Origin of the sequence: Pseudomonas sp. 2995-3 (assembly GCF_002742565.1) — a bacterium.
Classification (GTDB): domain Bacteria; phylum Pseudomonadota; class Gammaproteobacteria; order Pseudomonadales; family Pseudomonadaceae; genus Aquipseudomonas; species Aquipseudomonas edaphica.
The window spans coordinates 28028-52384 of record NZ_LJSB01000194.1 but is presented as its reverse complement, the minus strand read 5'-3'; the positions used below and the strand labels follow the sequence as shown (position 1 = coordinate 52384).

At 62.9% G+C, this 24357-nt stretch carries 14 protein-coding genes; 2 read left to right on the top strand and 12 right to left on the bottom strand.

Annotated features, from left to right (window positions below):
• Positions 1–147: 147 nt before the first annotated feature.
• Complete coding sequence (locus AOA62_RS17265) at positions 148–11526, bottom strand: autotransporter-associated beta strand repeat-containing protein (protein ID WP_099549261.1); 11379 nt, start codon at positions 11524–11526, stop codon at positions 148–150.
• A gap of 302 nt (positions 11527–11828) precedes the next feature.
• On the opposite strand from AOA62_RS17265, the gene AOA62_RS17260 reads away from it, so the two are divergent.
• Entirely contained in the window at positions 11829–13637 is a 1809-nt protein-coding gene (locus tag AOA62_RS17260; protein ID WP_099549260.1) for a monovalent cation:proton antiporter-2 (CPA2) family protein, read from the top strand.
• A gap of 72 nt (positions 13638–13709) precedes the next feature.
• On the top strand, positions 13710–14267 hold the full coding sequence (locus AOA62_RS17255; protein ID WP_017139634.1) for a hypothetical protein: 558 nt from the start codon (positions 13710–13712) through the stop codon (positions 14265–14267).
• Positions 14268–14339: 72 nt separating this feature from the next.
• Here AOA62_RS17255 and AOA62_RS17250 read toward each other — a convergent pair whose 3' ends face one another.
• The 11 genes from AOA62_RS17250 to AOA62_RS17200 all read right to left on the bottom strand — a co-directional run bounded on the left by AOA62_RS17250 (position 14340) and on the right by AOA62_RS17200 (position 24335).
• The gene (locus AOA62_RS17250) at positions 14340–15059 is read right to left on the bottom strand and encodes an alpha/beta hydrolase (RefSeq protein WP_099549259.1); all 720 of its coding nucleotides are present in this window, start codon (positions 15057–15059) and stop codon (positions 14340–14342) included.
• 11 nt (positions 15060–15070) lie between these two features.
• Positions 15071–15826 carry a precorrin-6A synthase (deacetylating) gene (gene cobF / locus AOA62_RS17245; RefSeq protein WP_099549258.1) on the bottom strand — a complete coding sequence of 252 codons (756 nt, stop codon included), beginning with the start codon at positions 15824–15826 and terminating at the stop codon, positions 15071–15073.
• A 9-nt stretch (positions 15827–15835) separates the two neighbouring features.
• Complete coding sequence (locus tag AOA62_RS17240) at positions 15836–16426, bottom strand: histidine phosphatase family protein (protein WP_099549257.1); 591 nt, start codon at positions 16424–16426, stop codon at positions 15836–15838.
• A gap of 105 nt (positions 16427–16531) precedes the next feature.
• Positions 16532–17512: a LysR family transcriptional regulator gene (locus AOA62_RS17235; RefSeq protein WP_017139638.1), complete on the bottom strand. Its 981-nt coding sequence runs from the start codon at positions 17510–17512 to the stop codon at positions 16532–16534.
• Between the two features lie 53 nt (positions 17513–17565).
• Complete coding sequence (locus tag AOA62_RS17230; RefSeq protein WP_017139639.1) at positions 17566–18507, bottom strand: peptidylprolyl isomerase; 942 nt, start codon at positions 18505–18507, stop codon at positions 17566–17568.
• Complete coding sequence (locus AOA62_RS17225) at positions 18504–18983, bottom strand: YbjN domain-containing protein (RefSeq protein ID WP_099549256.1); 480 nt, start codon at positions 18981–18983, stop codon at positions 18504–18506. Before AOA62_RS17225 ends, AOA62_RS17230 begins: the two co-directional genes overlap by 4 nt.
• A gap of 19 nt (positions 18984–19002) precedes the next feature.
• Positions 19003–19632: a hypothetical protein gene (locus AOA62_RS17220; RefSeq protein WP_017139641.1), complete on the bottom strand. Its 630-nt coding sequence runs from the start codon at positions 19630–19632 to the stop codon at positions 19003–19005.
• Positions 19633–19650: 18 nt separating this feature from the next.
• The gene (locus AOA62_RS17215) at positions 19651–21351 is read right to left on the bottom strand and encodes a putative porin (protein ID WP_099549255.1); all 1701 of its coding nucleotides are present in this window, start codon (positions 21349–21351) and stop codon (positions 19651–19653) included.
• Positions 21352–21393: 42 nt separating this feature from the next.
• Positions 21394–22095, bottom strand: coding sequence for an energy transducer TonB (locus AOA62_RS17210; protein ID WP_099549254.1), 702 nt, complete (start codon positions 22093–22095; stop codon positions 21394–21396).
• 3 nt (positions 22096–22098) lie between these two features.
• The gene (locus AOA62_RS17205) at positions 22099–22524 is read right to left on the bottom strand and encodes a biopolymer transporter ExbD (protein ID WP_017139644.1); all 426 of its coding nucleotides are present in this window, start codon (positions 22522–22524) and stop codon (positions 22099–22101) included.
• 11 nt (positions 22525–22535) lie between these two features.
• Positions 22536–24335: a DUF2341 domain-containing protein gene (locus tag AOA62_RS17200; RefSeq protein WP_099549253.1), complete on the bottom strand. Its 1800-nt coding sequence runs from the start codon at positions 24333–24335 to the stop codon at positions 22536–22538.
• Between the last annotated feature and the right edge of the window lie 22 nt (positions 24336–24357).

Here is a 24357-nt window from a genome sequence, read left to right as displayed (position 1 = left end):
GCCGGGTTCCAGGGGAAATTGTTTGTACATCCTTCTGACCAGACGCTGAGCAACAACCCTGCCCTATTGGCAAACCATCGAATAGCGTTAAGAAATATTTCCAAAAAAAAACCGCCCTTTCGGGCGGTTAAAAATACTCGGCTTTGATCAGAAACCGAGGGAGAAGCTGATCGTCATCGCATGGTCTTTATCGTTGCGCGACAGTTGGCCGGAATAGCCCAGGCCCAACTTGCCATTCTGACTGATCTGGTAGTCCACGCCCGCCTCCACCACCGCGCTGTCCTTGGCGATCGGCACACCTTGGGTGCTGAACGATGCACCGCCGTTGATAAAGCTCAGGTCGGCATCCGGCTTGGTGTCGCCAAAGGCATGACGCCAGCCGATGCTGCCCCGTGGGGTGATTTTCGAGCCGTTACCCAAGGTGATGGTCTGGCCGATGCGCACGCCCAGGGTCGAGAAGGTCACGTCCTGATCGGCATCACCGCGCAGGGCCGCCGAACCGCCTTTCTCCTTGATCGTGTCGCTGTCGTAGTTGACGTAAGCCAGGCCGGCGAACGGTTCTACTACCACTTTGCCGGTTTCAATGGTGTAGCCCACTTCACCGAACACTTGCGCGCTGCGCGCTTTGTAGTCGGCTTTGAGGCGTTGCCCCACGCCGCCTACGGCCACATCGCGTTTGCTTTCGATGTCGTGCCAGCTGTATGCCACGCCCATGCGAGCGGCGAAGGCTTCCTGCTGGTACGCGGTGTAGGCCATCAAGTGGTAGCTGTCGACGTCGGCGCTGGAGCTGCGGCGCTTGGCGTCCAGGTCGCTGCGGGTGTAGCCGGCGGCCACACCGACGCGCCAGGCGTCATCCACTTGTTTGTCGGTGCCGAGCAGGAAGCCGCCGAGGTTGCGGTCCAGCTTGGCGGTGTTGCTGTCGCCGCCCATGTGGCCCCAGGTGCCCAACACACGCATCCAGCCGACCATCTCGCCGTGGCAACCGGCGCTGCTCAGGCGGTTTTCGCTGGGTGCCAGGCTGTTGCGTGGGTCATCTTCGCGGTAGCAGCCGGGCTGACGCAGGCGCTCGTTGACTGCGTCACGCACGTAACGCGAATCTTCGAGCATGGCGCTGGCGGTGCTGGCATGAATCTCCCCGGACAAGCTGTCGAACGCGGCGCGCGCCCCGGCAACATTGGAGTTGAGCAGCGCGTTCTGCACCGTTGCGCCACCCACCGCGGCACCGCTGTCCAACGCGGCGGCCACGCCACGTTGGTTACCAGTGGCTGCCACGCTGGCGTAGCTGACGTTGTTGCGGCTAACCGCCAGCGCCACCTGAGTAGGGCTGTAGTTCAACGCGGTATTGAGGAATGCCAGGTTCTCCAGATTGGTGGTGCCGAAGGTGCCGTTCACTGCACCCGCCGTGAGCAGCGTGTAGGTGGCCGGGCCGGCGTACGGCGCCAGGTTGACCACATTCAACGTGCCGCCCAGGTTCGCAGTACCCCCAACGGCCAGGGAGCCGGTCGACGATGGGGTGATGAGCAGGTTCAACGCGCCGGTACTGCCATTAGTGAAGTTACCGGCCACCGTCAGCTTACCGTTATCAGGTGTGACGCTGCCGTTGTTGACCAACGCGCCGACGCTGCCGTTGCCGGTCAGGCCTGCACCGTTGGCGACGATCACCTGCCCACCAAACACCGCGCCTGGGTTGGCCGCGTTGCCGACTTGCAGTACGCCCTGGTCCACCGCCACCGTGCCGCTGAATGGCTGGTTGCCGGTCAGCAACAGCGCGCCGGCGCCTTGTTTGGTAATGCTGCCGGTTCCGCTCAATACACCATTAAAGGTGCCGTTAGTGGGTTGGACAAACAACAGTTGCGCATTGTTGAGGATGCGACCCTGCAAGCCCAGCGTGTTACCGGCCAGCGTACCGCCACTGACGGTCGTGCCACCGGAATAGGTGTTGGCGCCGGTCAACAGCAAGGTGCCGGCGTCAAGTTTGTTGATCGACCCGGCCCCCACGATTGGCGCAGCCACTTCGGTAGTGACGCCCGAATTGACACGCACCACTGCGGCACCGGTTGGCGACAAGGTCCCACCTGCGCCTGCCGTCAGCGTGTAACCAGGGTCAAGGAATTGCAGGCCAGTGAAGCCTTGGTTGCCGACCACAGTGACAGTACCGCCCTGCCCGCCGAACACGGCAAACTGGTTATTTGACGCCTGGCCCTGGGTACCGGTTGGATCGGTCCAGTTGGTGCCTGGGCCCCAGGTACCACTGCCGCCGGTGATAGTGCCGTCAGGGTTGGTGGTGCCGCCGTTCCAGAACTGGATTTGCCCCGGCGTGGTTTGCACCAGCAGGTTCAGTTGGTTGGCCAGCGCCGTTTGCAGGCTCAGATTACCCACGCCGACCGGCAGCGAGCCGAGGGTCAGGCCGTTGTCGGTCAACGCGCCGCCGTAGCGGAACAGTTGATAAACGCCGAGGCCGAAGCCCCCGGCATCGGTAACGTTGAGCGTGCCATCAAGGGTCAGGTTGCCCGCCACATTCACCGCCGTGGTGGATGCGCCAGGCGCGCCGAGGGCGAAGTCCAGGGCAGTGCCCGACGACAACGCCAGCGAACCCACCGACAGCGGCGTCGCCGCCCCGGCCTTGAGGGTCGAGCCATCGGCCATCGTCACAGCACCACCCAGGCTGCCGCTGCCGCCAAGGGTCGCGCCGCTGGCTACCTGCACCGCTGCGCTGTTCAAGGTGCCGTTGACCAGCAAGCTGCCGGCGTTGACGTTGGTGTTGCCGGTCAAGGTGTTGTTGCCAGTCAACAGCAACGCGCCGGTGCCGGTTTTATTCAGCACGCCTGCGCCGGTAAGGTTGCCGGTGTAGGTGCCATCGGTGCCTTGCTCGAAGGTCAGGGCCGCATTGTTGGCAATCGCGCCTTGCAAGCTGTTGGTGTTGCCGGTGGTGGTGCCACCGTTAAGGGTGGTGCCGCCGCTGTAGGTGTTGGCGCCGGTCAACAGCAGCGCACCGTTGCCGTTTTTCACCAGGCTGCCGGTGCCGCTGACCACGCCGTTAAGCGCTAGTGCATTGCTGCCGACCAGGGTCAGCGGCCCACTCAGGCTGATGGCGTTGGCCAGTTGCAGGTCGGTGCTGCCATCCAGCGCCGCAGCGCCGCCGACGGTGAGCGCGCCGCTGCCCAATGCGGCGTTATTGCCCAGGGTCAGTTGCCCGGCGTTCAGGCCGGTGCCGCCACTGTAGGTGTTGGCGCCGTTGAGCGTCAGGGTTGCCGCGCCTTTTTTCAGCAGGCTGCCATTGCCGCTGATACTGCCGTTAAGCGTCAGCGCATTGCTGCCGCCGATGGCCAGTGCACCATTGAGTACCGCAGCGTTGCCGAGTGTGACGGCCGCGTTGCTGTCCAAGGTGGTGCCGTCGGCCGCCGTCAGTGCGCCACTGCCCAGCGCGCTGTTATTGCCGACCACCAGCGTGCCGCCATTGAGCGCAGTGCCGCCGGTGTAGGTATTGGTGCCGTTAAGCACCAAGGTGCCAGTGTCGAGTTTGGCCAGGGTGCCAGCACCACCGAGCGTGACGCCCAACGTTGCGGTGGCGTTCGGGTCGACACGGATCGCCGTGTTGCCGGTGCCGCCATTCACCAGGTTGAGCACGCCCGCCGTGCCGGAGGCCAGGTTGTAGCCATCGGTGACGAACTGCATGCCGGTGAGGTTTTGCGTGCCCTCCACGGTCACGTTACCCGCCGCGCCCTGGAACACTGCAAAGCTGTTGTTCCAGTTCTGGTTGAGGGTGCCGTCAACGTTGGTCCAGTTGGTGGTGCCAGTGCCCCAGGTGCCGTTGCCGCCGTCGATGGCGCCGTTGCCGATCAGGTTGGCGCCGTCCCAGAACTGCACGGTGGTATTGGGCGCAGTCACCAGCAGGTTGACCTTGTTGCTGATGGCCGTCTGCACTTGCACATCGCCCGGAATCACACTGTCCGGCAAACTGCCAAGGGCCAGGCCATTATTGGTGAGTGCCCCGCCGTAGTTGATGATGTTGTAGACGCCGCTGCCAAAGCCGCCGATATCGGTGACGTTGAGTTTGCCGCCCAAGGTCAGATCGCCGCCGACATTCAGCAGCCCGCTGCCACCGCCCACCACCGGCACGCCGAGGCCGACGTCCAGGTTGGCGTTATTACCCAGCACCAACGAGCCCACCGACAGCGTGCTGCCGGCGTTCAGGCCGATGTGCCCGCCATCAGCCACCGTCACCGCACCCGCTAATGAGCCAGTACCGGCCAGCGTCGCGCCGTTGTTCACCACCACCGTGCCACTGGCCAGTGAGCCGCTCACATTTAAAGTGCCGCCATTGACGTTGGCCGCGCCGCTGATCCCATTGGTGCCGCTCAGGTTGAGCACGCCGGTGCCGTTTTTATCCAGGTTACCGGCACCGTTGAGCGTGCCTGCAAAGGTGTTGTCGAGGTTGCTGCCACCCACCGCCAGCGTGCTGCCGCCCGCCACTTGAATCGCGCCGGTACCGGTCAGGGTATTGAGGCTGGCATTGCCACCCAGGTTGAGGCTGGCACCGCTGCCGACGTTGACGCCGGTGGTGTTGCCCAAGGCCGCGTTACCTGTAGTGGTCACACTGCCGCCGAGCACATTGAGTGGACCGGTGAAGGTGTTGTTACCACTGAGCAGCAAGTCCGCCGCGCCATTTTTGATCAACGCTGCATTGCCGGCCAACACACCCGCCAGGGTCAGGTTGTTGTTACCGGCCACACTGAGGTCGGCATTCAAGTTGACGGCGTTCGCCAATACCAGCGGCACGCTGTTATCCAACGTACTTGCTCCATTGACGGTCAAGGCGCCGGAACCCAAGCCCGTGGCATTGCCGACAGTCAGCGTACCGGCCGCGAGGGTGGTGCCGCCGCTGTAGGTATTGGCGCCGTTGAGGGTCAGGTTGGCAGTGCCGTTCTTGATCAGCGATCCGGTGCCATCAACCACACCGCCAAGCGCCAGGTCGTTGCTGCCAACCACGGTCAGCGCAGCATTGAGCGTGGTGTTATTGGCCAGCGCCACTGCGGCACTGGTATCCAGCGTCGCTGCGCCGTTGACGGCCAGGCTGCCGGTGCCAAGTGCCGAACCATTGCCCAGTACCAAGCCACCTGCGTTCAACTGCGTACCGCCGAGGTAAGCATTGTTGCCGTTGAGTGTCAGGTTGCCCGCCCCACTTTTAACCAGGCTGCCAGCCCCGGTGACCAACCCATCAAGGGTCAGGTCGGCGCTGCCGAGAATGCCCAGGTTGCCCGCCAGGTTCACGGCATTTGCCAGGGTGACTGCACTGCTGGTATCGAGCGTGGTGCCTGCCGCCGCATTCAGCGCGCCGGTGCCCAGCGCAGTGTTAGAGGCCAGGATCAACCCGCCGGCGTTCAATGCCGTCGGCCCTGCATAGGTGTTGTTGCCACTCAAGGTCAGGCTGGCGATGCCGTTTTTGATCAGGCTACCGGTGCCGGCCACGCTGCCGGCCAGGGTCAGCGCGTTGCTGCCGCCGACTGTCAGCGTGCCGTTGACGTTCACATCATTGGCCAGGCTGACAGCGGCATTGCTGTCCAGGGTGGTGCCATTGGACGCGGTCAACGCACCGCTGCCCAACGCACTGTTATTGCCGACCACCAACGTACCGCCATTGAGCGCGGTGCCGCCGGTGTAGGTGTTGGCGCCATTGAGCACCAAGGTGCCCGCATCCAGCTTGGCCAGAGTACCGCCGCCATTGAGGGTGACGCCCAGGGTCGCGGTGGCATTCGGATCAACGCGCACGGCGGTGTTGCCGCCGGTGCCGTTGAACAAGGTCAAGGCCCCCGCCGTGCCGCCGACCACGTTGTAGCCGTCGGTGACAAATTGCAGGCCGGTAATCGCTTGGGCGCCGTCCACGCTGACAGTACCCGCCGCGCCCTGGAAGACCGCAAAGCTGTTTGGCGCCCAGGCAGCGTTGAACGAACCGTTGACGCCTGTCCAGTTGGTGGCGCCACTTGTCCAGGTACCGCTGCCGCCCTCGATGCTGCCGTTACCGGTGGTCTGGCTACCGTCCCAGAACTGCACGGTGGTGTTGCCGTTGACCAGCAGGTTGATCTGGTTGCCGATCGCTGTTTGCAGGTCCAGGTCGGTGGCCGGGATATTCACCGGCAAGCTGCCCAGCTGCAGGCCGTTATTGGTCAGGCCGCCGGTGTAGTCGATCAACCGGTAGATACCGGGGCCGAAGCCACCGATATCGCTGACATTCAGCGTGCCGTCCAGGGTCAGGTTACCGCCCACATGAATCAGCGCCGTGCCGCCGGTAGACGGGGCGCCGAGCCCGGCATCGAGGTTGGAGTTGGTATTGAGCACCAGCGAGCCGACTGTCAGGGTGTTGCCCGAGTTGACGGCCAGGTGGCCACCGTCGGCAATGTTGACGGCCCCCACCAGGGTGCCGGTGCCGCCGAGGGTGGCGCCATTAGCCACGTTCACGTTGGTACTGGCCAGCGCGCCGTTGACCAGCAGGCTGCCGGCGTTGACCTGGGTGTCACCGGTCAACACGCTGAGGCCGCCGAGGGTCAAGGCACCGCTGCCGATTTTGTTGAGACCGCCCAACCCGGCGAGTACGCCGCCGAACGTGCTGTCGAGGTTATTGCTGCCGACACTCAAGGTGCTGCCGGTGCCAACAACGGCCACGCCGGTGCCGGTGAGTTCACCCAGGCTGGCCGAGCCACCCAGGTTCAATTGCGTACCACTCCCCAGGTTGACCCCGGCGCCTGCGCCCAGCGCGCCATTACCCACGGTGGTAAGGCTGCCTGCTTGCACATCGAACAGGCCGGAGAAGGTGTTGTTGCCAGTCAGGGCCAGGTCGCCAGTGCCGGTTTTGATCAGATTGGCGCTCCCCCCCACCACACCCGCCAGCGTCAGGTTGTTATTCAGGCTGCCCACCGTGAGGTTGGCGTTGACGTTGACCGCATTGGCCAGCACCAGTGGCGTGCCATTGTTTAGGTTGGCCGCGCCGCCCACCGTCAAGGCGCCCGTCCCGAGGGCTGTCGCGGTGCCCAGGGTCAAGGTACCCGCATTGAGGGTCGTTCCGCCGCTGTAGGCATTGAGGCCATTAAGGGTCAGGTTGGCCGCGCCATCCTTGACCAGCGCGCCGGTGCCCGTGAGCAGGCCACCCAGGGTCAGGTCATTGTTGCCAGCCACCGTCAACGCAGCGTTCAGCACAGCACCATTGCCGATGCTCAGCGCGCTGCTGTTATCGAGCGTCGAAGCACCCCCCACCGTCAGGTTGCCCAGGCCCAGCGCGAGGTTATTGCCCAGGGTCAATGTGCCCGCGTTCAGCGTCATGCCGCCGAGGTAGGTATTAGCACCATTGAGGATCAGGTTGGCTGCGCCATTTTTCGTCAGGCTGCCAGCACCATTGATTGCACCGCCCAAGGTCAGGTCAGCCGTGCCGCCTATACCCAGGTTGCCTGCCAGGTTGATCGCGTTATTGGCAGTGACCGCCGCACTGGCATCCAGTGTCGTGCCGCCAGCCGCATTCAACGCGCCAGCGCCCAAGGCATTGTTGGCGGCCAGGATCAGCCCACCCGCGTTCAAGGCCACAGGCCCGAGGAAAGTGTTACTTGCGCCCAGGGTCAAAGTGGCCGCGCCGTTTTTGATCAGGCCGCCAACGCCGCTGATCCCGCCATTAAGGGTCAGCGCGTTGCCGCCCGCGACAGTGGTGTCGCCGTTCAAGAGCACTGTGTTGCCCAAGGTGATGGCAGCATTGCTGTCCAGTGTCGTCCCGGCCGCTGTCGTCAACAGGCCGCCGCCCAGTGCAGTGTTGCTACCGACGATAAGCGCGCCGCCATTGAGCAAGGTGCCACCGGTATAGGTGTTGGCGCCGTTGAGCACCAGGGTGCCGGTGTCGAGCTTGTTCAAGGTGCCGGCGCCATCGATATTGACCCCGACGGTCGCGGTTGCGCCCGGATCTACACGCATCGATACATTGCCACTGCCGCCATTGATCGCAGTCAATTGCCCGCCTGCGCCGCTGACCAGGCTGTAGCCGTCGGTGACAAACTGCAGGCCGGTAAAGGCTTGCGGGCCTTGCACGGTGACCGTACCGGCAGCACCGGTGAACACCGCAAAGCCACTGGACCAAGGAGAGTTGGTCAAGCCATCGGCGGACGTCCAGTTGGTACCACCGGCGGTCCAGGCGCCCGTGCCGCCATCCACCACGCCGTTGGCGATAGCTTGGCTGCCGTCCCAGAAGCGGATATTGGGCGCCGACACCACCAGGTTGACCTGGTTGCCGACCGAGGTTTGTACCAGCAGATCGCCGAGGCCATAACCCACGGGAACACCGGCTACCGTCAGGCCACCGGTCAGGCCGCCGGTGTAGTTGATCAGGCGATAAGTGCCCGCGCCAAAACCACCGGCATCGGTGACGTTCAGGTTGCCGGCGAGCGCCACGTTACCGCCGACATTGAGCAAGGAAGTGAGGGATGGCGCACCGAGGGCAACATCCAGGTTGCCACCCGCGACCATGTTCAGTGCACCGGCTGACAAGGTATTGCCGCTGCTCAAGGCCAAATGGCCGCCGTTATTGACGTTCAGCGCACCCAATAACGAACCGGTACCGGTCAGCGTACCGCCGTTGTTGACATTGACCTGGGCGCTGGCCAGGGAACCACTGAGGTTCAAGGTGCCTGCATTGATCGCCGTGTTGCCAGTGACGCCATTGATGCCGGTAAGGTTGAGAGTGCCGGTGCCAACCTTGATCAGCCCGCCAGCGCCACTCAAATCACCATCAAACGTACTGGTGGTGTTGACCCCGCCAACGGTCAAGCTGTTGGCGCCACTCAGTTGCACGCTACCGCTGCCGCTCAAGCCGGCCAGGCTGACGTCAGTGGCCAGGTTGACCCCGGCGCCCGCACTCACGTTAACCCCGGAAGTGCTGCCCAAGGCATTGGCATTGAGCAACGTCAGGCTGCCGGAGACCACGTTCACGGCGCCGGTGAAGGTGTTGTTGCCGGCCAGGGTCAGGTCGGACAAGCCATTTTTGATCAGGTTGCCAGCGCCGCTGACCACGCCGTTCAGGCTCAGGTCGTTGTTGCCGGCGACCGTAAGGTCAGCATTCAGCGCAATGGCATTGCCGATGCCAAAGGACGCGCTGGTGTCCAGGGTCGCCGCACCGCCGACGGTCAAGGCGCCGCTGCCCAGGCCATTGGCGTTGCCCAGGGTCAAGGTCCCTGCATTGAGGTTGGTGCCGCCGCTGAAGGTGTTGTTGCCGTTGAGGGTCAGGTTGGCCAGGCCACTTTTGGTCAGCGGCCCTGCCCCACTGAGCACACCCGCCAGGGTCAGGTTATTGGTACCGCCGGCCGTCAACCCGGCGTTGAGCACAACGTTGTTGCCCAGGCTGAATGCCCCGCTGCTGTCCAGCGTCGACGCGCCGCCAACGGTCAAGTTACCCAGACCCAGGGCTGAGTTGGAGCCCGCCGTCAGGGTGCCCGCATTGAGCGTGGTGCCGCCCAGGAAGTTGTTGACGCCGTTGAGCACTAGATTGGCGGCGCCGTTTTTGGTCAGGCTGCCAGCGCCATTGATCGTACCGGCCAGCGTCAGGTCGGCGGTGCCGCCAATGCCCAGGTTGCCGGCCAGGTTGACCGCGTTGGCGAGGGTCACCGCCGTCGTGGCATCCAGCGAAGTGCCCGCAGCCGTATTCAGCGCGCCCGTCCCCAGGGCGGTGTTGGTGCTGAGCAACAAACCGCCGGCATTCAGCGACGTTACACCGCTGCGGGTGTTGTTACCGGCCAGGGTCAGCAGGCCCGCGCCGGTTTTGGTCAGGCCGCCGACGCCGGACATCACGCCGCTCAGGGTCAGTGGGTTGGCGTTGAGCAGGCTGAGATCGCCGGTCAAGACGACATTGTTGTTCAGTAATGAGGCGCCACTGGTGTCCAGGTTGGCAGTACCTGTCACATTCAGGTTGCCGCTGCCCAGGGCATTGTTATTGCCCAGCACCAGGGTGCCGGCGCCCAGGTTGGTGGCGCCGCTGAAGCCGGTGTTGACGCCATTGAGCGTCAGGCTGCCCGCGCCGCTCTGGGTAAGCCCGCCGTTGCCGGTAATGGCGCCGTTCAGGCTCAGCGTACCGGCCACATCGGTCGTCAGGTTGTCGTTAAGCGTGAACGTGTTGGCAAGGCTGACTGTGCCAGGCGCCTGCAAAGTCGATGCGGCCGTGACGGTGACAGCGCCGCTGCTCAGCGCCAGGTCATTGCCCAACTGCACCGAACCGCCGGACAGCGTGGTGGCGCCGGTGTAAGTGTTAGCGGCATTGAGGATCAGTTGACCCGTGCCCGTCTTGGTCAAGCCGCCGGTGCCCGAGAGCACGCCGCCCAGGGTCAGCCCGGTATTGGCGCCCTGGACGGTCAACCCGCCGGTGCCCAACGTGAGCAGGTTAGCCAGCGTCAGGTTATTGGCCGTTGCCTCGATAACCCCGCCATTGGCGGTGATTGCCCCAGTACCGAACGTCGCACTGTTATCGAACTGCGAAATGCCACCATTGAGCGTTGTGCTGCCGCTGACCAACGGCCCCTGCAACGTCCAGGTGCCGCCGTTGATGGTCAGGTTGTTGAAGTTGACATAGGTGGCGCTGGACGCCGTGCCAGTGCCGCTGCTGCCGGTGGCGCCGGGGTTTTGCAGGATCAAGGTGTTGCTGCCGTTTGCGCCGCCATCCACCTGGCCGGTGGGGGCAAACGTCAGGTTTACGCCCAACAGGCCGCCGAGGCTCAAGCCGATACCGCCACCCGAGGACACGCTCGACCCGGTCACCGCCGTAAAGGTGTTGGTGCTGTTTGCTCCCATCGACACGCCGCCGGAAATGGTCCCGCTGTTGACGAAGGTATTACCCAAAGTGGACGCCTCGAAGGCAACCCGCCCGGTGAGCGTGCCACTGTTGGTCATGTTGACCTGGCCGCCACCTTGCACGGCGACCACTGGCGTGTCAGAGGCAAACAACGTAAGACCCAGCAACGAACTGGAGCCGAGGGTGCCGGCGTTGGTGAGGGTGGTGGTGCCACCGACGCCATTCGTGACGTTCAGCGCCGCACCACCCAACGAAGTCAGATTGAGCCCCAGCAGTGCGCCGGTACCGCGGATGATCCCGGTGGCCGTGTTGGTGATATTCACCGTACTGGCCGCGGTATTACCCACCACCACACCGCCACTGAGCACGGATACAAACCCGAGCAGCGCCGGGTCGATGGTGCCGGAGTTGTTCAGTGTGGTGTTGTTACCGGTCAGGTTCAACGCAATGCCGCCCAACGTTGCGTTGAGCTGCGCGCCAGGGTTGACGTTGACCGTCAGGTCATTCACCGCACTCGAGAAGGTGTTCAGAAACAGCGGTAACGACGGCACCCCCGTACACGTCACCGTGGCACCCGCCGTGGGGCTTGCGGGCGAGCAGGCCGCCATCGCTTCGGGGCTTGCAAGGCCCATCACCAGCCCCGCTACGCCGAGGCGAATAGCAAGAGAAAGCGCAGAAATACGAGGTACAACGGCAGTAGCAAGTCTTTTATCCACGCTTAACTCCTTGTGGTCCAAGCCTTTCATCCATGGGTGCGTAGAAGCTCAACTTTATTGACCCACACGCATCGAATTCGAGATACCTGACCGTGGTGACAATTGATCCAATTTGTCGAAACGGTAGTAGACCTACAGAAAAGTCATTGAATTAAATGGTATTAATACTTTCGTAAACTCCCTGTCAGAATGGGATTACAGCCAGCATCCATTGACTGTCGCGACATAAATACAAGTTTCCAAATGTAAAAAAGGCGCTAATAACGCCCTGTTGATTCGCTTTAAAGATCTGGGAGATCTCAATGCCCCATGAAGGCAACCTGTTACAAGCAGCCGTGGTGTTCCTGCTCGCCGCTGTGTTGACCGTGCCTTTGGCCAAGCGCCTGCAATTGGGCGCCGTGCTGGGCTATCTGTTTGCGGGTGTGATCATCGGCCCGTCGGTGCTGGGCCTGGTGGGCAACCCGCAGAGCGTGGCGCAATTTTCTGAACTGGGCGTGGTGTTGCTGCTGTTTATCATCGGCCTGGAGCTGTCGCCCAAACGTTTATGGGTGATGCGCAAGGCGGTGTTCGGCGTCGGCCTGGCCCAGGTGGTGCTCACCGGCGTGGTGATGGGCGTGGCGGCGCTGTGGCTATTTGGTCAGCCGTGGAACAGTGCAATCGTGCTGGGCCTGGGCCTGGCGCTGTCCTCCACTGCCTTTGGCCTGCAAAGCCTGGCCGAACGCAAGGAACTCAACCAGCCCCACGGGCGCCTGGCCTTTGCCATCCTGCTGTTCCAGGACATCGCGGCGATCCCGCTGATCGCCATGGTGCCGCTGCTGGCCGGCAGCGATCACCCGACGACCGAAGCCCAGGGCGTGCAACACGTGCTGCAGATTCTGGGCAGCATCGCCGTGGTGATCATCGGTGGGCGCTACCTGTTGCGCCCGGTGTTTCGCATCGTCGCCAAGACCGGCCTGCGCGAAGTGTCCACCGCCACCGCGCTGCTGGTCGTTATCGGCACCGCGTGGCTGATGGAACTGGTGGGTGTGTCCATGGCCCTCGGTGCCTTCCTCGCCGGGCTGCTGCTGGCCGATTCGGAATATCGCCACGAGCTGGAATCCCAGATCGAGCCGTTCAAGGGCCTGCTGCTGGGCCTGTTTTTTATCAGCGTGGGCATGGGCGCCAACCTCAGCCTGCTGCTCAGCACGCCGTTGATGGTGATCGGGCTGACCTTGCTGCTGATCGGCCTGAAACTGCCGCTGCTGTACACCGTGGGCCGGCTGGTGGGTGATCTCAACCGCGAAAGCGCCTTGCGCCTCGGTATCGTGCTGGCGGCGGGCGGTGAGTTCGCCTTTGTGGTGTTCAAGATCGGCCGCGACCAGGGCCTGTTCGAGCCGCACCTTTACGATGTGCTGGTGCTGACCATCACCTTGTCGATGGCGGTGACGCCGCTGCTGTTGCTGGTGTGCCCCAAGCTGTTCAAACACAAGGCCAAGACCGTGGAGGTGCCGGAGGAATACCGCACCATCGAAAGCGATGCGCCCCGCGTGGTGATCGCCGGCATGGGCCGTATGGGCCAGATCGTCGCGCGGATCCTGCGCGCGCAAAACATCTCGTTCATTGCCCTCGACACCTCGGTGGAAACCATCGAGCTGACCCGCAGCTTCGGCGGCATGCCGGTGTTCTACGGCGACCCGCAGCGCCCGGAAATCCTGCATGCAGCCAAGGTCGACCAAGCCGAGTTTTTTGTGATCGCCATGGACGACCCGGAAATAAATATCAAGACCGCCGCCCTGGTGCGCAGCCTTTATCCGCACATGAAAATCATCGCCCGCGCACGTAACCGCCAGCACGTTCACCGCCTGGTCGACCTGGACGCCTCGCCGGTGCGCGAGACCTTCTACTCCAGCCTGGAAATGAGCCGTCGCACCCTGGTCGGCCTCGGCTTGAGCCAGGCCCAGGCCGATGCACGCATTGATCGATTCAAAAACCACGACCACCAGTTACTCGCCGCTCAACACGCGGTGTATGACGACGCGGCCAAAGTATTGCAATCGGCCCAGGAAGCCCGCACGGAACTGGCGCGGCTGTTCGAGATGGACCGGCTTCAAGAGGAGTCCGACAAGGTGTGAACTTAGGGATGAACGATATTGCGAAATTTCTGACAGAATACGCCGCAATTTCGTTCATCCCTGGAGCGTTTCATGGCCACTTTCACCAAGACCGCCGTCCTGCTGGCCCTTGCGCTTACCGCCGGTAGCGTGTTCGCCGCCAGCAAGTCCCCTGCCACCCAGACCATCTCGACCTTGGGCGGCAAGTTCACCTTCAACCTGCCCAAGGCTTTCGTCGCTGACACGTTGCCGACTGGCAAGGTCGAGGATGGCACCGCCGATACCCAAGGCACGCTGTACGCGAACTCGACCACGAAAAGTGTCGTGATCGTCGCCGAAACCGTGCGCAACGATGGGGCAACCATCAAGGATAATGACCCGCAGTTTCTCGATGGTGCCGTGGCGGACTTCGTCAAGGACCAGAGCGCTGCCCTGCCCGACTTCAAGAAGCAAAACGAGAAGAAGCTGACCTTCAAAGGCCTGGGCCTGCGCCAGGTGGACAGTACGGCGACCCAAGGCGGTGGCAAGACCCTGAACTCCACGTTCCTCGGCGGTTCGGGCAACCATCTGCTGGTGATCCAGGCGATTTCGCGGGCGGATGACGTGAAGGGGCATGCTGAGCTGGTGAAGCAGATTACCGGCGGCAAGTAACCTGGTTTAACAAACAACACACATCAACTGTGGGAGCTGGCTTGCCTGCTCCCACATTGTTTAACCGCGTTTTTACTTCAAACTATTTTCCAGCCAGGCTTTGAGGTCCTGTATTTCAGCCGCGCTCACGGTATGCGGCATGCCCATATACCCATGAAACTCAGGCTTCAGCCCCAGCCCCAGCAACACCTCATTGGCGCGGGTGGCCGACGCATACGGCAGCGCCTGGTCCAAGGTGCCATGGCCGATAAAAATCGCCAGCTTATTCAATGACTCATCAGGCTTGAGCTCAGCCTTGAGCACCGGCAACACGCTGCCACTCAGCGCCGCAATCCCGCGCACCATGGCAGGCTTTCGCAAGCCCACCTCATACGCCATGATCGCGCCCTGGCTGAACCCCACCAGGAACACCCGATCGCTTTGTGTGTGGTACTTGGCCGTGGCCTTGCTGACAAAGCTTTCAATCAGCTGGGCGCTGCGCTGCAAATCCGCCGTCTCACCGTCGTAATCACCCTCGCCGGGCTTCTTGGCAAACCAGCGAAAACCATTGGGATCCACCGGCATCGGCGCGCGGGCCGACAAATAGGTCCAGGTGGACGGCAACGCGTCCTTGATGCCAAACAAGTCTTCTTCGTTGCTGCCAAACCCGTGCAGGAAGATCACCAGGGGTTGGTTGCGCGCATCACTCTGCGTCTGCTCCAGGTAGGCCAACGGCAAGTCCGTGTGCAAGGCATCATCGGCGTGGGCGGCACCGGCGACTAACGCCAGCGCCAGGGCGAACAGTTTGAACATGGGCATCAACCTCAGGGTTTGCGCAACAGATACGTGTCCATGATCCAGCCATTCTCCAGGCGCGCAGCCTTGCGCACCCGTTGGATTTCGTCGGCCACTTCACTGACTTTGCCGCTGATCAGTATTTCATCCGGCGTGCCCAGGTAGGCTCCCCAGTAAATATCCATATCCTGGTCGGCCACAGTGCGGTAGGAGTCCTCGGCATCAAGCATCACCACCAAGGTATCGGCATCACTTGCCTGCCCCGCCGCCAGCCGGCGCCCGGTGGTGATCTCGATGGAGCGGCCGATACGGTTGAGCGCCACCTTATGCTGAGCCGCCAGGGCCTGCACGCTGGTGATGCCGGGGATCACTTCGAACTCAAACTCACAACGGCCGCTGGCCAGAATCGCCTGCAGGATGCGGATGGTGCTGTCGTACAGCGCAGGGTCGCCCCACGCCAGGAAAGCGCCCACTTCACCGTCGGCCATTTGCTCGTTGATCATGCGCTCGAAGGTCAGCTGCTTGTCGCGGTTCAGGTCCTGCACGGCGGTGGTGTAGTCGATATTACCGCGCACGCGCTCGGGGCAGTCGGCCTCGACGAAACGGTAACCGGGCTCGGTGATGTAGGTTTCGCAGATCTCACGGCGCAGGTCGATCAACTTGTCTTTGCTCTGGCCCTTGTCCATCAAAAAAAACACGTCGGTGCGGTTCAGCGCCTTTACGGCCTGCATCGTGATGTAGTCAGGGTTGCCGGCGCCAATGCCGATGATCAGGATGCGTTTCATGGGGTGCTCTCATTGCGGGGCGTGGATTTTGCCATGTTCATGGCACTCGGCGTGAGTTTCCAGGCGCAGGCGCCATACAGTGTTGAAGCGCAGCTCGGTGGCGGACAGCGGCTCGACGTCGATCAAGTAGAACTTCGAGAGGGGAAATTGCATGACGTACAGCAGGGCGGCACGGATCACGAAGGGGTGGGTGACGGCCACGACGTGGCCGGGGTGGCTTTCGAGGGATTTGATCCAGCGCCCAACCCGCGTGCAGAGCTGCTCTACCGATTCACCGCCATGGGGTGCGGCGGCGCTGTCGGTCATCCAGGCCGCCAACGCATCGGGGGCCAATTGATCGATGGCCTGGCCTTTCCAGGCGCCGAAATCAACATCACGCAAAGCATTTTCGATCTGCGCGTCGGCACCGAACAGGCCCGCCGTCTGACGGCTTCTGGCCTCGGGCGCGCTGACTAACCGCGTGGTTTTCTTGAAACGCCCGGCCAGGGATAACGCCGCTCCTTGCCAATCCATCGCGACAGACTCGTCATCGGGAAAACGCCCGCGCTTTTGCAGCGGCGTGACGGCATGGCAAATCAAGGTCAACCGGGTGGCCTGCATCACTCTTCACTCTGTTTCATGGCGCAGTCCGCAGAGACTGGCGAGGTTGTCTCGATATATTACAACACACATGAAACAGGATGCCTCTCGGTACTCAGCAGCCCGTCAATCAAACCACTCCCGCCGCCCTTCAAACGTCCCCACAATCAGCTCCACCACCATCCGCACCGCCTCAGCATCATGCGCCTGGGCATTCACCGCCAGCCACACCTGACGCTGCATGGTCTCGCCCATCAACCCGGGCAACGCCACCAACCCACGGTCGAAGCTGCCCATGTAGTGCGGCAGCAGGCCAATGCACGCGCCGCAACGAATCATCTCCAGCATCAGTGAATAGGCCTGCACTTTCACCACCGCCGCCAAGCGCTGTTCGACCACGCTGTTCCAGGGTTGCAAGGCCTCGACCTGCACATCCGGCTGCCACTGCACCAGCATGTAGTCATCCAGGTCTTCCACACTGTCCGGGCGCGTGGTCAACCGCGAATAGCGCTTGGCGATATGCGGCAAATACTGCAAAAGCGCCAGGCGCCGCGGCGGCTCGGTGGCAAAACTCGGCCCAGGTACCGGCCCGTCGGCATCCGACAGCCATAACACCACGTCCACATCCACCGCCTGCAACGACAATTGGCTGTCGATGGAGATGATCTCCAGACGCACACTGGCATTGCGGCGCAACAACGCGATCAGGTCGCGGCCGAGGATGTCATGCAGGATCGGCTCAGCAACGGCCAGGCGTATCAGCGGCTGTTGCACCATCACCGGCAGGCGCCGCTCGCGAGCCAGGCTCACCAGTTGCGCTTGCAGTTGCAAGCCGTCGCGGCTCAGCGCCAAGCCATTGCCTTGATAGCTGAACAGTGAACGGCGCAGTTGCTCTTCCAACTGCGCCAGGCGCTTGCGCAACAGCGTGGCCTTGATATTCAAACTGCGCGCGGCTTGCATAAAACAGCCACACCGCGCGCTGACCAAAAAGTAGCGCACCACCTCCGGCTCGATCTCCTCTGCCAGGGCCAGCCAGGCGCTGCGCGGCTCGTTTGGCGCGCGATAGGCTGCAGCCCCCTGGGGGCCGGACGGTTCTAAATATGCCATGGGAGACTCCCTGTCGTGTCGGTCGATACATCCAGTGCCAAGCCAGGCCGGTGTTATTCCAGCACCTTGTTCAGCTCGGCACCGTCAATGCTCAAGGTCGCGGTATTGAGCATGCCTTCCAGGTAGGCCTTGGCGATCTGTTCCTGGCGTTGGGCGCGCAAGGCTTGGGTGAGGCGTTCGCGCAGCTCATCAAGGCTGGCGGTGCGTGCCGGTTGCTGGCCGGTCAGTTTGAGCACATGAAAACCGGCCGCGCTTTGCAGCGCATCCGACACCGCGCCGACTTTGAGGCGCGAAACCACGCCACGTACTTCCGGCACCAGTTGCTGCAACGGTTGCAACCCGGAGTCACCGCCTTGTTGAGCGGTGCCAGGGTCCTGGGAATATTGCGTGGCCAGGGCGGCAAATTCAGCCGGTGCAGCCTGGGCCTTGCGGCTCAGTTCCTGGGCCTGGCGGCGCACGCTGTCGAGGTTTTGCGGGTCATTGACGGCGAGGAAAATCTGGCTGACCCGGTACAACGGCGGCGTCATCCATTGGGCCTTGCCGCTGTCGTAGGCCTGCTGCAATTCAGCTGCGCTGGGGTAGTCGGCCGGCACTTGGCTGACCGACAGCATGTAGTCACGGAACACTATCTGCTCAGTGGCGGCGCGGGTCTGCTGCTCCACCTCCGGGCGCTGACGCCAGCCCTGGGCATCCGCCTGTTCGAGCACGGCTTTTTGCGCCAGGCGTGAACGAATCCAGGCTTCCAGTGCGCCACGGTTGCCGCGCAGTTGTTCGCGGGTTTCAGCCGGCAAGCCGGCCAATACGCGTTGCAGTTCAGGCAGGTCGATCTGCTGGTTACCCAGGCGCGCCACCGCCGGGCCTGCGCCTTCGGTGTTCACGCCCGGCGCCGGCTGCTGAGCGGCGACCGGGTCAGCACCCGGTCGCAGACTCAACCCTACCGCCACGACCAGCAATGTCAGCGCACCGGCGCCGACCAGCAGGGTTGGTTTTTTCACAGGACAGGCGCCTCTTCATCCACCGGTGCTGCGGCCGCCTGGGCCTGCAATTGCGCGGCTTGCTGGCTGTAATCGCGCAGGTACACGATAAACTCCTGCAGCAGTCGGTCCCACAATTCCAGTTGGCTGCGCAGGTGCGCGGCGCCCACGCCGGCCACCACCACGTCCATTTCCATCAGCAAAAATTCACCCTGCAACGACAGGCGGGCAAAGCGCCGCGAGGCGTTCCACACCTCGGCCAGCCCCTTGGGCAGTTCACCTTGTACTCGCAGCGCGCAGCTGTAGGTGAAGTCCACGTAGCTGCCCTGCTCGGCCGCCGCGTTACCAAAACGCACGGCAAAACCGATGCCCTGGCTGGCGCTGAGCAGTTGCACGATGCCGTTCTGTTCGGTCTGGTTGACCCGGTAGCCGGCTTCCTGCAGCAACTCGGTGAGGCTTTGCGGGGTGACGCTGGAGATCAGTTGAACATCGCTCATAGTGTCTCTTCCTTGTTGATCATTGATTAAGGGCGGTGTGCGGAGCATCAAACCGATTAAGGTATAGCTCATCTCCAAAACCCTGGGCCAGTTCCTCGAACTTGACCCGCGCGCTGCTGGCGAACGGCTGGCGGATGCTCATCACCTCGGCCACGTCGATTTTTTCGTAAGCCGCCAGCAGTTGCCGGGCCACGCCGTACATCTGTTGATTCTTGGCTGAACATTGCTGCACTTGTGTGTCACGTTCGCTCAGTTGCGCCTGCAGGCGGGCACGTTCGGTTTCCTTGCCCTTGGCCAAAACCAGGAGCTCGTCATAGGCCTTCTTGAACTTGCCGATCTGTTCATTGCTCGCCGTCACCTGGGCTTGCGCCTGGCTGTGCAGGCTCTGTTGCTGGCCGGCCAATTGCTCGGCCGCACCCCGGGCCTTTTCCAGCTCGGCCGTCAATTGCTTGATCTGCGCCTGGGCCTGCTTGGCCTGTGCTTCGGCGGCGATACGCGCGGCACTGGCCTGGGCCTGCTCGCTTTGCAACGCCTGCAACTGTTGGGTGGTGCTACGCAGTTGAGTGCGCAGGCGCTCCTCCATGCCTTCGGCCGAAGCGCCCGTGGCCACCAGCACCAGCAACAGCCCGCCTAAGATTCGCGTGTTCATGTGGCATCTCCCTGCGCATCAAAAGCGCGTGTTGAGTTCCAGTTGCATCACATCCACTTCAAACGGCGCGCCATACACTTCGGAGGCGCTCAACCAACGGGCGCTGGCGTAGATGTTCTTATCGATGCCGTAGTTGCCGCCCACGAAATAGCCCTTGGCGTTGGTGCCGCCCAGGTGAAACGAGGAATCATTGAAGCCATCCGGCAAGGCGTCGGGCTGGATGTATTTGTAGCCGGCCAACAGGTTCCAGTCGCCGCGCTTGCGCATCTCGAACGCGTTGCCGAGGGTGAACTGCACCATCGCCGCATTGCCGCCGCTTTCAAACTGGCCCTTGCTGTTGATGTTGTTGACGATCTGGCCTTCGCTGCGCTTGAGCATCTCGCCCTTGTCGTAGGCCAGGTTGTGGATGTAGTTGCCTTGGGTGCGCAACTTGAAGTCGCTGGGCAGCTCGGCGTCCCAGGCCAGGTTCAGGTCGAGCACGTCGAACTTGGAGGCCAGGCCCACAAACTGCGGCTGCGGGGTCAACCCAGGTGTGGCCGGGTTGGGGGTGATATCGCGCAGCAGGAACACGCTGTTGCCCTTTTGCATAAAGGCCAGGCGCGAGCCGTCGCTGTCGCAGGCGGGTTGGCCGGCCCACGGCCTGCACGGGCTGGAGCGTTGGCCTTCGATATCGTCGAAGTGGTAGTACGCCATCGCACCCTTGAGGCTGTTGCTGCGGTTGATCTTCCAGTTGGCGCCAACCTGGCCGCCGAACAGCCATTTGGTGTCGCTGTCTTCCTTGTCGAAACCGTTGCTGCTGGACGCGTCGGAGGTGTACTCCACGGGGAATACGCCGAGGGTGCCGAATACGCCCCACTCGCTGTTCAGCGCATGGTTGAAGTTGGCCGCAATACCATCGAAGTTCAGGTCCGGCGAGTACAAAATGTCGGTGGAATAGAACGGGTTGGCGAAACGCCCGGCGGTGAGGGTCACGTCCGGGGTGGCTTTCCAGCTCAGGTAACCCTGGTCGAGCCAGATGTCCTTTTTACCGAAGCCGCCGCCCAGGGTCTGGGTGGTGGACACCGGGTTATTGTCCGAGCCGGTGCCGATGCGGATACCGGCGGTCCACTCCGGCGTAATCAGCGCTTTCATGCCCAGGCGAGCGCGCAGGCGAAACAGGTTTTCGCGGTCTTTATTGGCGTTAAGTAATGGCGGCAACTTGGTGTTGGTGTCTTTGTTGACGTCATACGGGCCGCTTTCATTGAGCTTGGCGTAGTCGACGATTTCGTTGCTGTTGTTGCCCGAGAAGTAGCGCGACTCGTCACGCAGGCGAATATCGCCGTCGAAGCTGACACGCGACACCCAGTCCGGGAAAGTATTGGGCTGCGCCCAGTTTTCCTGCTTGGCGGTGGCCATGACTTCGGCCTTGACCTGGTCACGGATCTGGTCACGCACCGCTTGCGGCACGTACTGCACGCGCACATCACCAGGCGCCGCCGTCGGGCCGCTGGCAACCACCGGCGCAGCAGCGGCTTGCCGGGCCTGCTGGGCTTGTTGTTCGGCCTGGGCGATCAGCCCGTTGGCGGCGTCCTGGGTCAGCACACCTTGCTGCACCAGCAGGCGGATCAGGTTGATCGTGACGTTTTCCGACGGTGCAACCGGGGCGGCCGTCGCCTGGCCAACCAGGGTCGCGATGACCATGCCGACCGCCAGGGTCAGTCGATTCACGGGGGAAATCATGTATACGCAACTCCTGTAAAAACCTGCAAGAAATGGGTGTGATCAATCCGGGCGTCGGCCCTTGAGCGACAGGCGCACCGGCATCGTCACGGCTGCTGGAACGCGTTGTGTGGCATGGGTTGCACGCAAGGCGGCGAGCACTTGCGCGTCGGTCTCGGCATCGCCGCTGGACTTCACCAGCTCTGCACGCACAACCTCGCCTGCGGCGCTCAGCCACAAATCGGCCTGCACCGCATACGCCTTTTTGCGTAACTCGGGGTCATCCCTCAGCAGCCGTTGAAACAGCCCCGCCAGGTACTGTTTGTAGGTGCCGGTGCCCAAGCCGCCGCCACCGGAACCGGCCATGCCGCCGCCCTTGCCGGCGCCGATGTTGAACGCGTCGTTGCCGGACTGCGCATCGCCATCGATCTGCATCGGGTTGGCCAAGTCATCGGCGGGCGAAGGCGGGGCTTCTTCCGCCGGCTTGACCTCTTCGGGCTCAGGCGTGGGCACCGGCTCCGGGATTTTTTCTTCAACCTTGGGCTCGGGCTCCTTGGGTTTTTCCGGTGGTGGTGGCGGCGGTGGCGGCAACGGGATAATGGTCGGCACCTTCGGCGCTTCGCGGCGCACGCCACTCATGTCATTGGCCCACTGCCACAGGAACCAGGCCGCCAGGGCGGCCAGCAGCAGGCCAGCGCCCCACTTCAGCGGGCGCAGCAGCTTGTTCTTCACGGGCATGGGCGGGATCGGCATCTGTGCGGTCATGGTTCAACCCTGGCTCGGCTTGCCGGTGACCAGCCCGACCTGGGACAGCTCCAGCCGGCGCAGCAAGTCGAGCACCTCGATCACCTTCTGGTACTGCACCATGGCGTCGCCGCGCACAATCACCGGGAAGTCCGGGTTCTGCGCCTTCTCGATGCGCAGGCGCTCCTCCAGCTCGCCCAGCGTCACCGGGTAGGCGTCGAGAAACACCTGGCCGCCGTCGTTGACGGAGATGGCCTTGGTCTTGGCCTCGGACAGCGACACCGAAGCACTCGCCTTGGGCAAGTGGATCTGGATACCCGACACCTGGGCGGTGGCGGTGAGGATAAACATCACCAGCACCACCATCAGCACGTCCACCAGGGGCGTGATGTTAATAGTGTCGACGGCGGCGTCATCGTCATCGTCGTGGGCGGCATTTACGGAAGCCATGCTGATTCTCCTCAGGCCGGAACGGAGGCGTGGTGGCCGCGCGAGTGGGCGGCTTCACTGAACTGGCTCTCGCCGTGCATTTCCGCCAGGCGGGTGATGAACTCATCGACAAATACGCGCATATCGGCGCTGACTTCCTTGTTGCGCGTGATCAGGCGGTTGTAGCCAAACAGCGCCGGGATCGCCACGAACAGGCCCATGGCCGTGGCCAGCAAGGCGGCCGCCATGCCGGGGGCGATGGCATTGATGTTCACGTCACCGGCCATGGCCGTGCCGAGGAACACCACCATGATCCCCAGCACCGTACCCAGCAGACCGATGTAAGGGCCGCCGGCGATGGCATTGGAAAGGGTCGACAATTTCGAGCTCAGGGCCTGGTTTTCGCGAGTACGCACGCCGTCCATGGAGCAGCGGATTGCTTCGATGGTGGCCGCCGAAACCGATGAGGTATCTGCGCCCTGGGCACGGCGGGTGCGGATCTCCTTGACCGCCACCAGGTACAGGCGCCAGAGCGAAGAGTGGCCCAGGCGCTCGGCCAGTTGGGCGTCATCGGCATACATTTCCAGGCGGGTGCCGATCTGCGCAAAGTGCTCACGGAAGATCTCGTTGGCACTGCTCACGCGGCCGACCTGACGGTTCTTGCGCAGCATGATGAACCACGACTGAACCATCATCGCCACCAGCACCAGGATGATCACCCAGGCGTCAATCGGCACGGCCTTGAGCAAAAAGCCCAGGCTGCCGAAACCGAAGCCCGACTGTTCTTCATCCACGCCATACGCCACCAGCTTGGATTCGGTGCCCTGGGCGCTCGCATCGGCCAGCAGCAACGCGGCCGGACGCGACACTTTCGACAGGCGCAACTCATCCATGGCGCCAGCAAACGGCAGGTGCGTACTGCCCGCCTCCGGCACATCGGCACCGATCGCCGTCTGTGTAGTGAAGGCCGGCACGGCCACGGCCAGGTTCGCGGTTTCACGGCCATTGACGTACAGCGCGACTTTTTCGCCCTCGGCGGTGAACGCCAGGTGTTGCCACTGGCCCGGGTTCAACGGTTGGGTGGAGACCGCGCGCTGGCCGTCGATTTCCACAAACGGCGTGCCTTGGTTCAAGCCCAGCAACAGGCTGTGGGGGCCATCGCGACGGGCCAGGACGATTTGCTCGCCACTGGCCTGGTCCAGGCGCAGCCAGGCACTGAAGGTCAATGCACTGCCGGCGGCGTGTTGCAGGGATGGGCTGGCCGGCAGCATCAGCGGCTGGCCGCCAAACTGCAGGGCGCGGCCGATCACGCCATCAATGCTGGCGCCGGTGGCGTTCAGCGCGGTGTTGCTGTAGGCCGTGGTGTCCCGGGCCGGGGTGCCGTTGGCCCCGTCAAAATGGTAGACGCCGGTGTAGTTCGGGTCGAAGGTCAGTTGGCCGTTGGCGATGGCCGGGGCTTTCTGATTGCCGTAGTACATCCAGATTTCCTGGCGCTGGCCGCCTTCGACCTTGGGCACGTCGACCCAGATCAGCGCCATGCCCATCAGCGGGTCGAAGCTTTCGACCTGGTGATTGAACACGGTCTTGTCATCGGCGCTGACAAAGCGCAGATCACTGCCATCCTCCTTCACCCCATCGAAGGTGAAGTTGCCGGTGTGCAGACGCACCAGCAGCGCGGTGCGGCCCAGGGCTTGATTGATGGCCGCGCCTTGGGCGGTAGTGTCCACGGTAATCTGTTTGCGGTAGTGCCAATCGTCCTGCCACCAGGCATGGGCGGTGGCCGGAAGCGCGAAGCCCAGGCAGATCAACAGGCTCAGAAATAGGCGTTGCATGGTGAAGTCTCCGGGAGAAAAG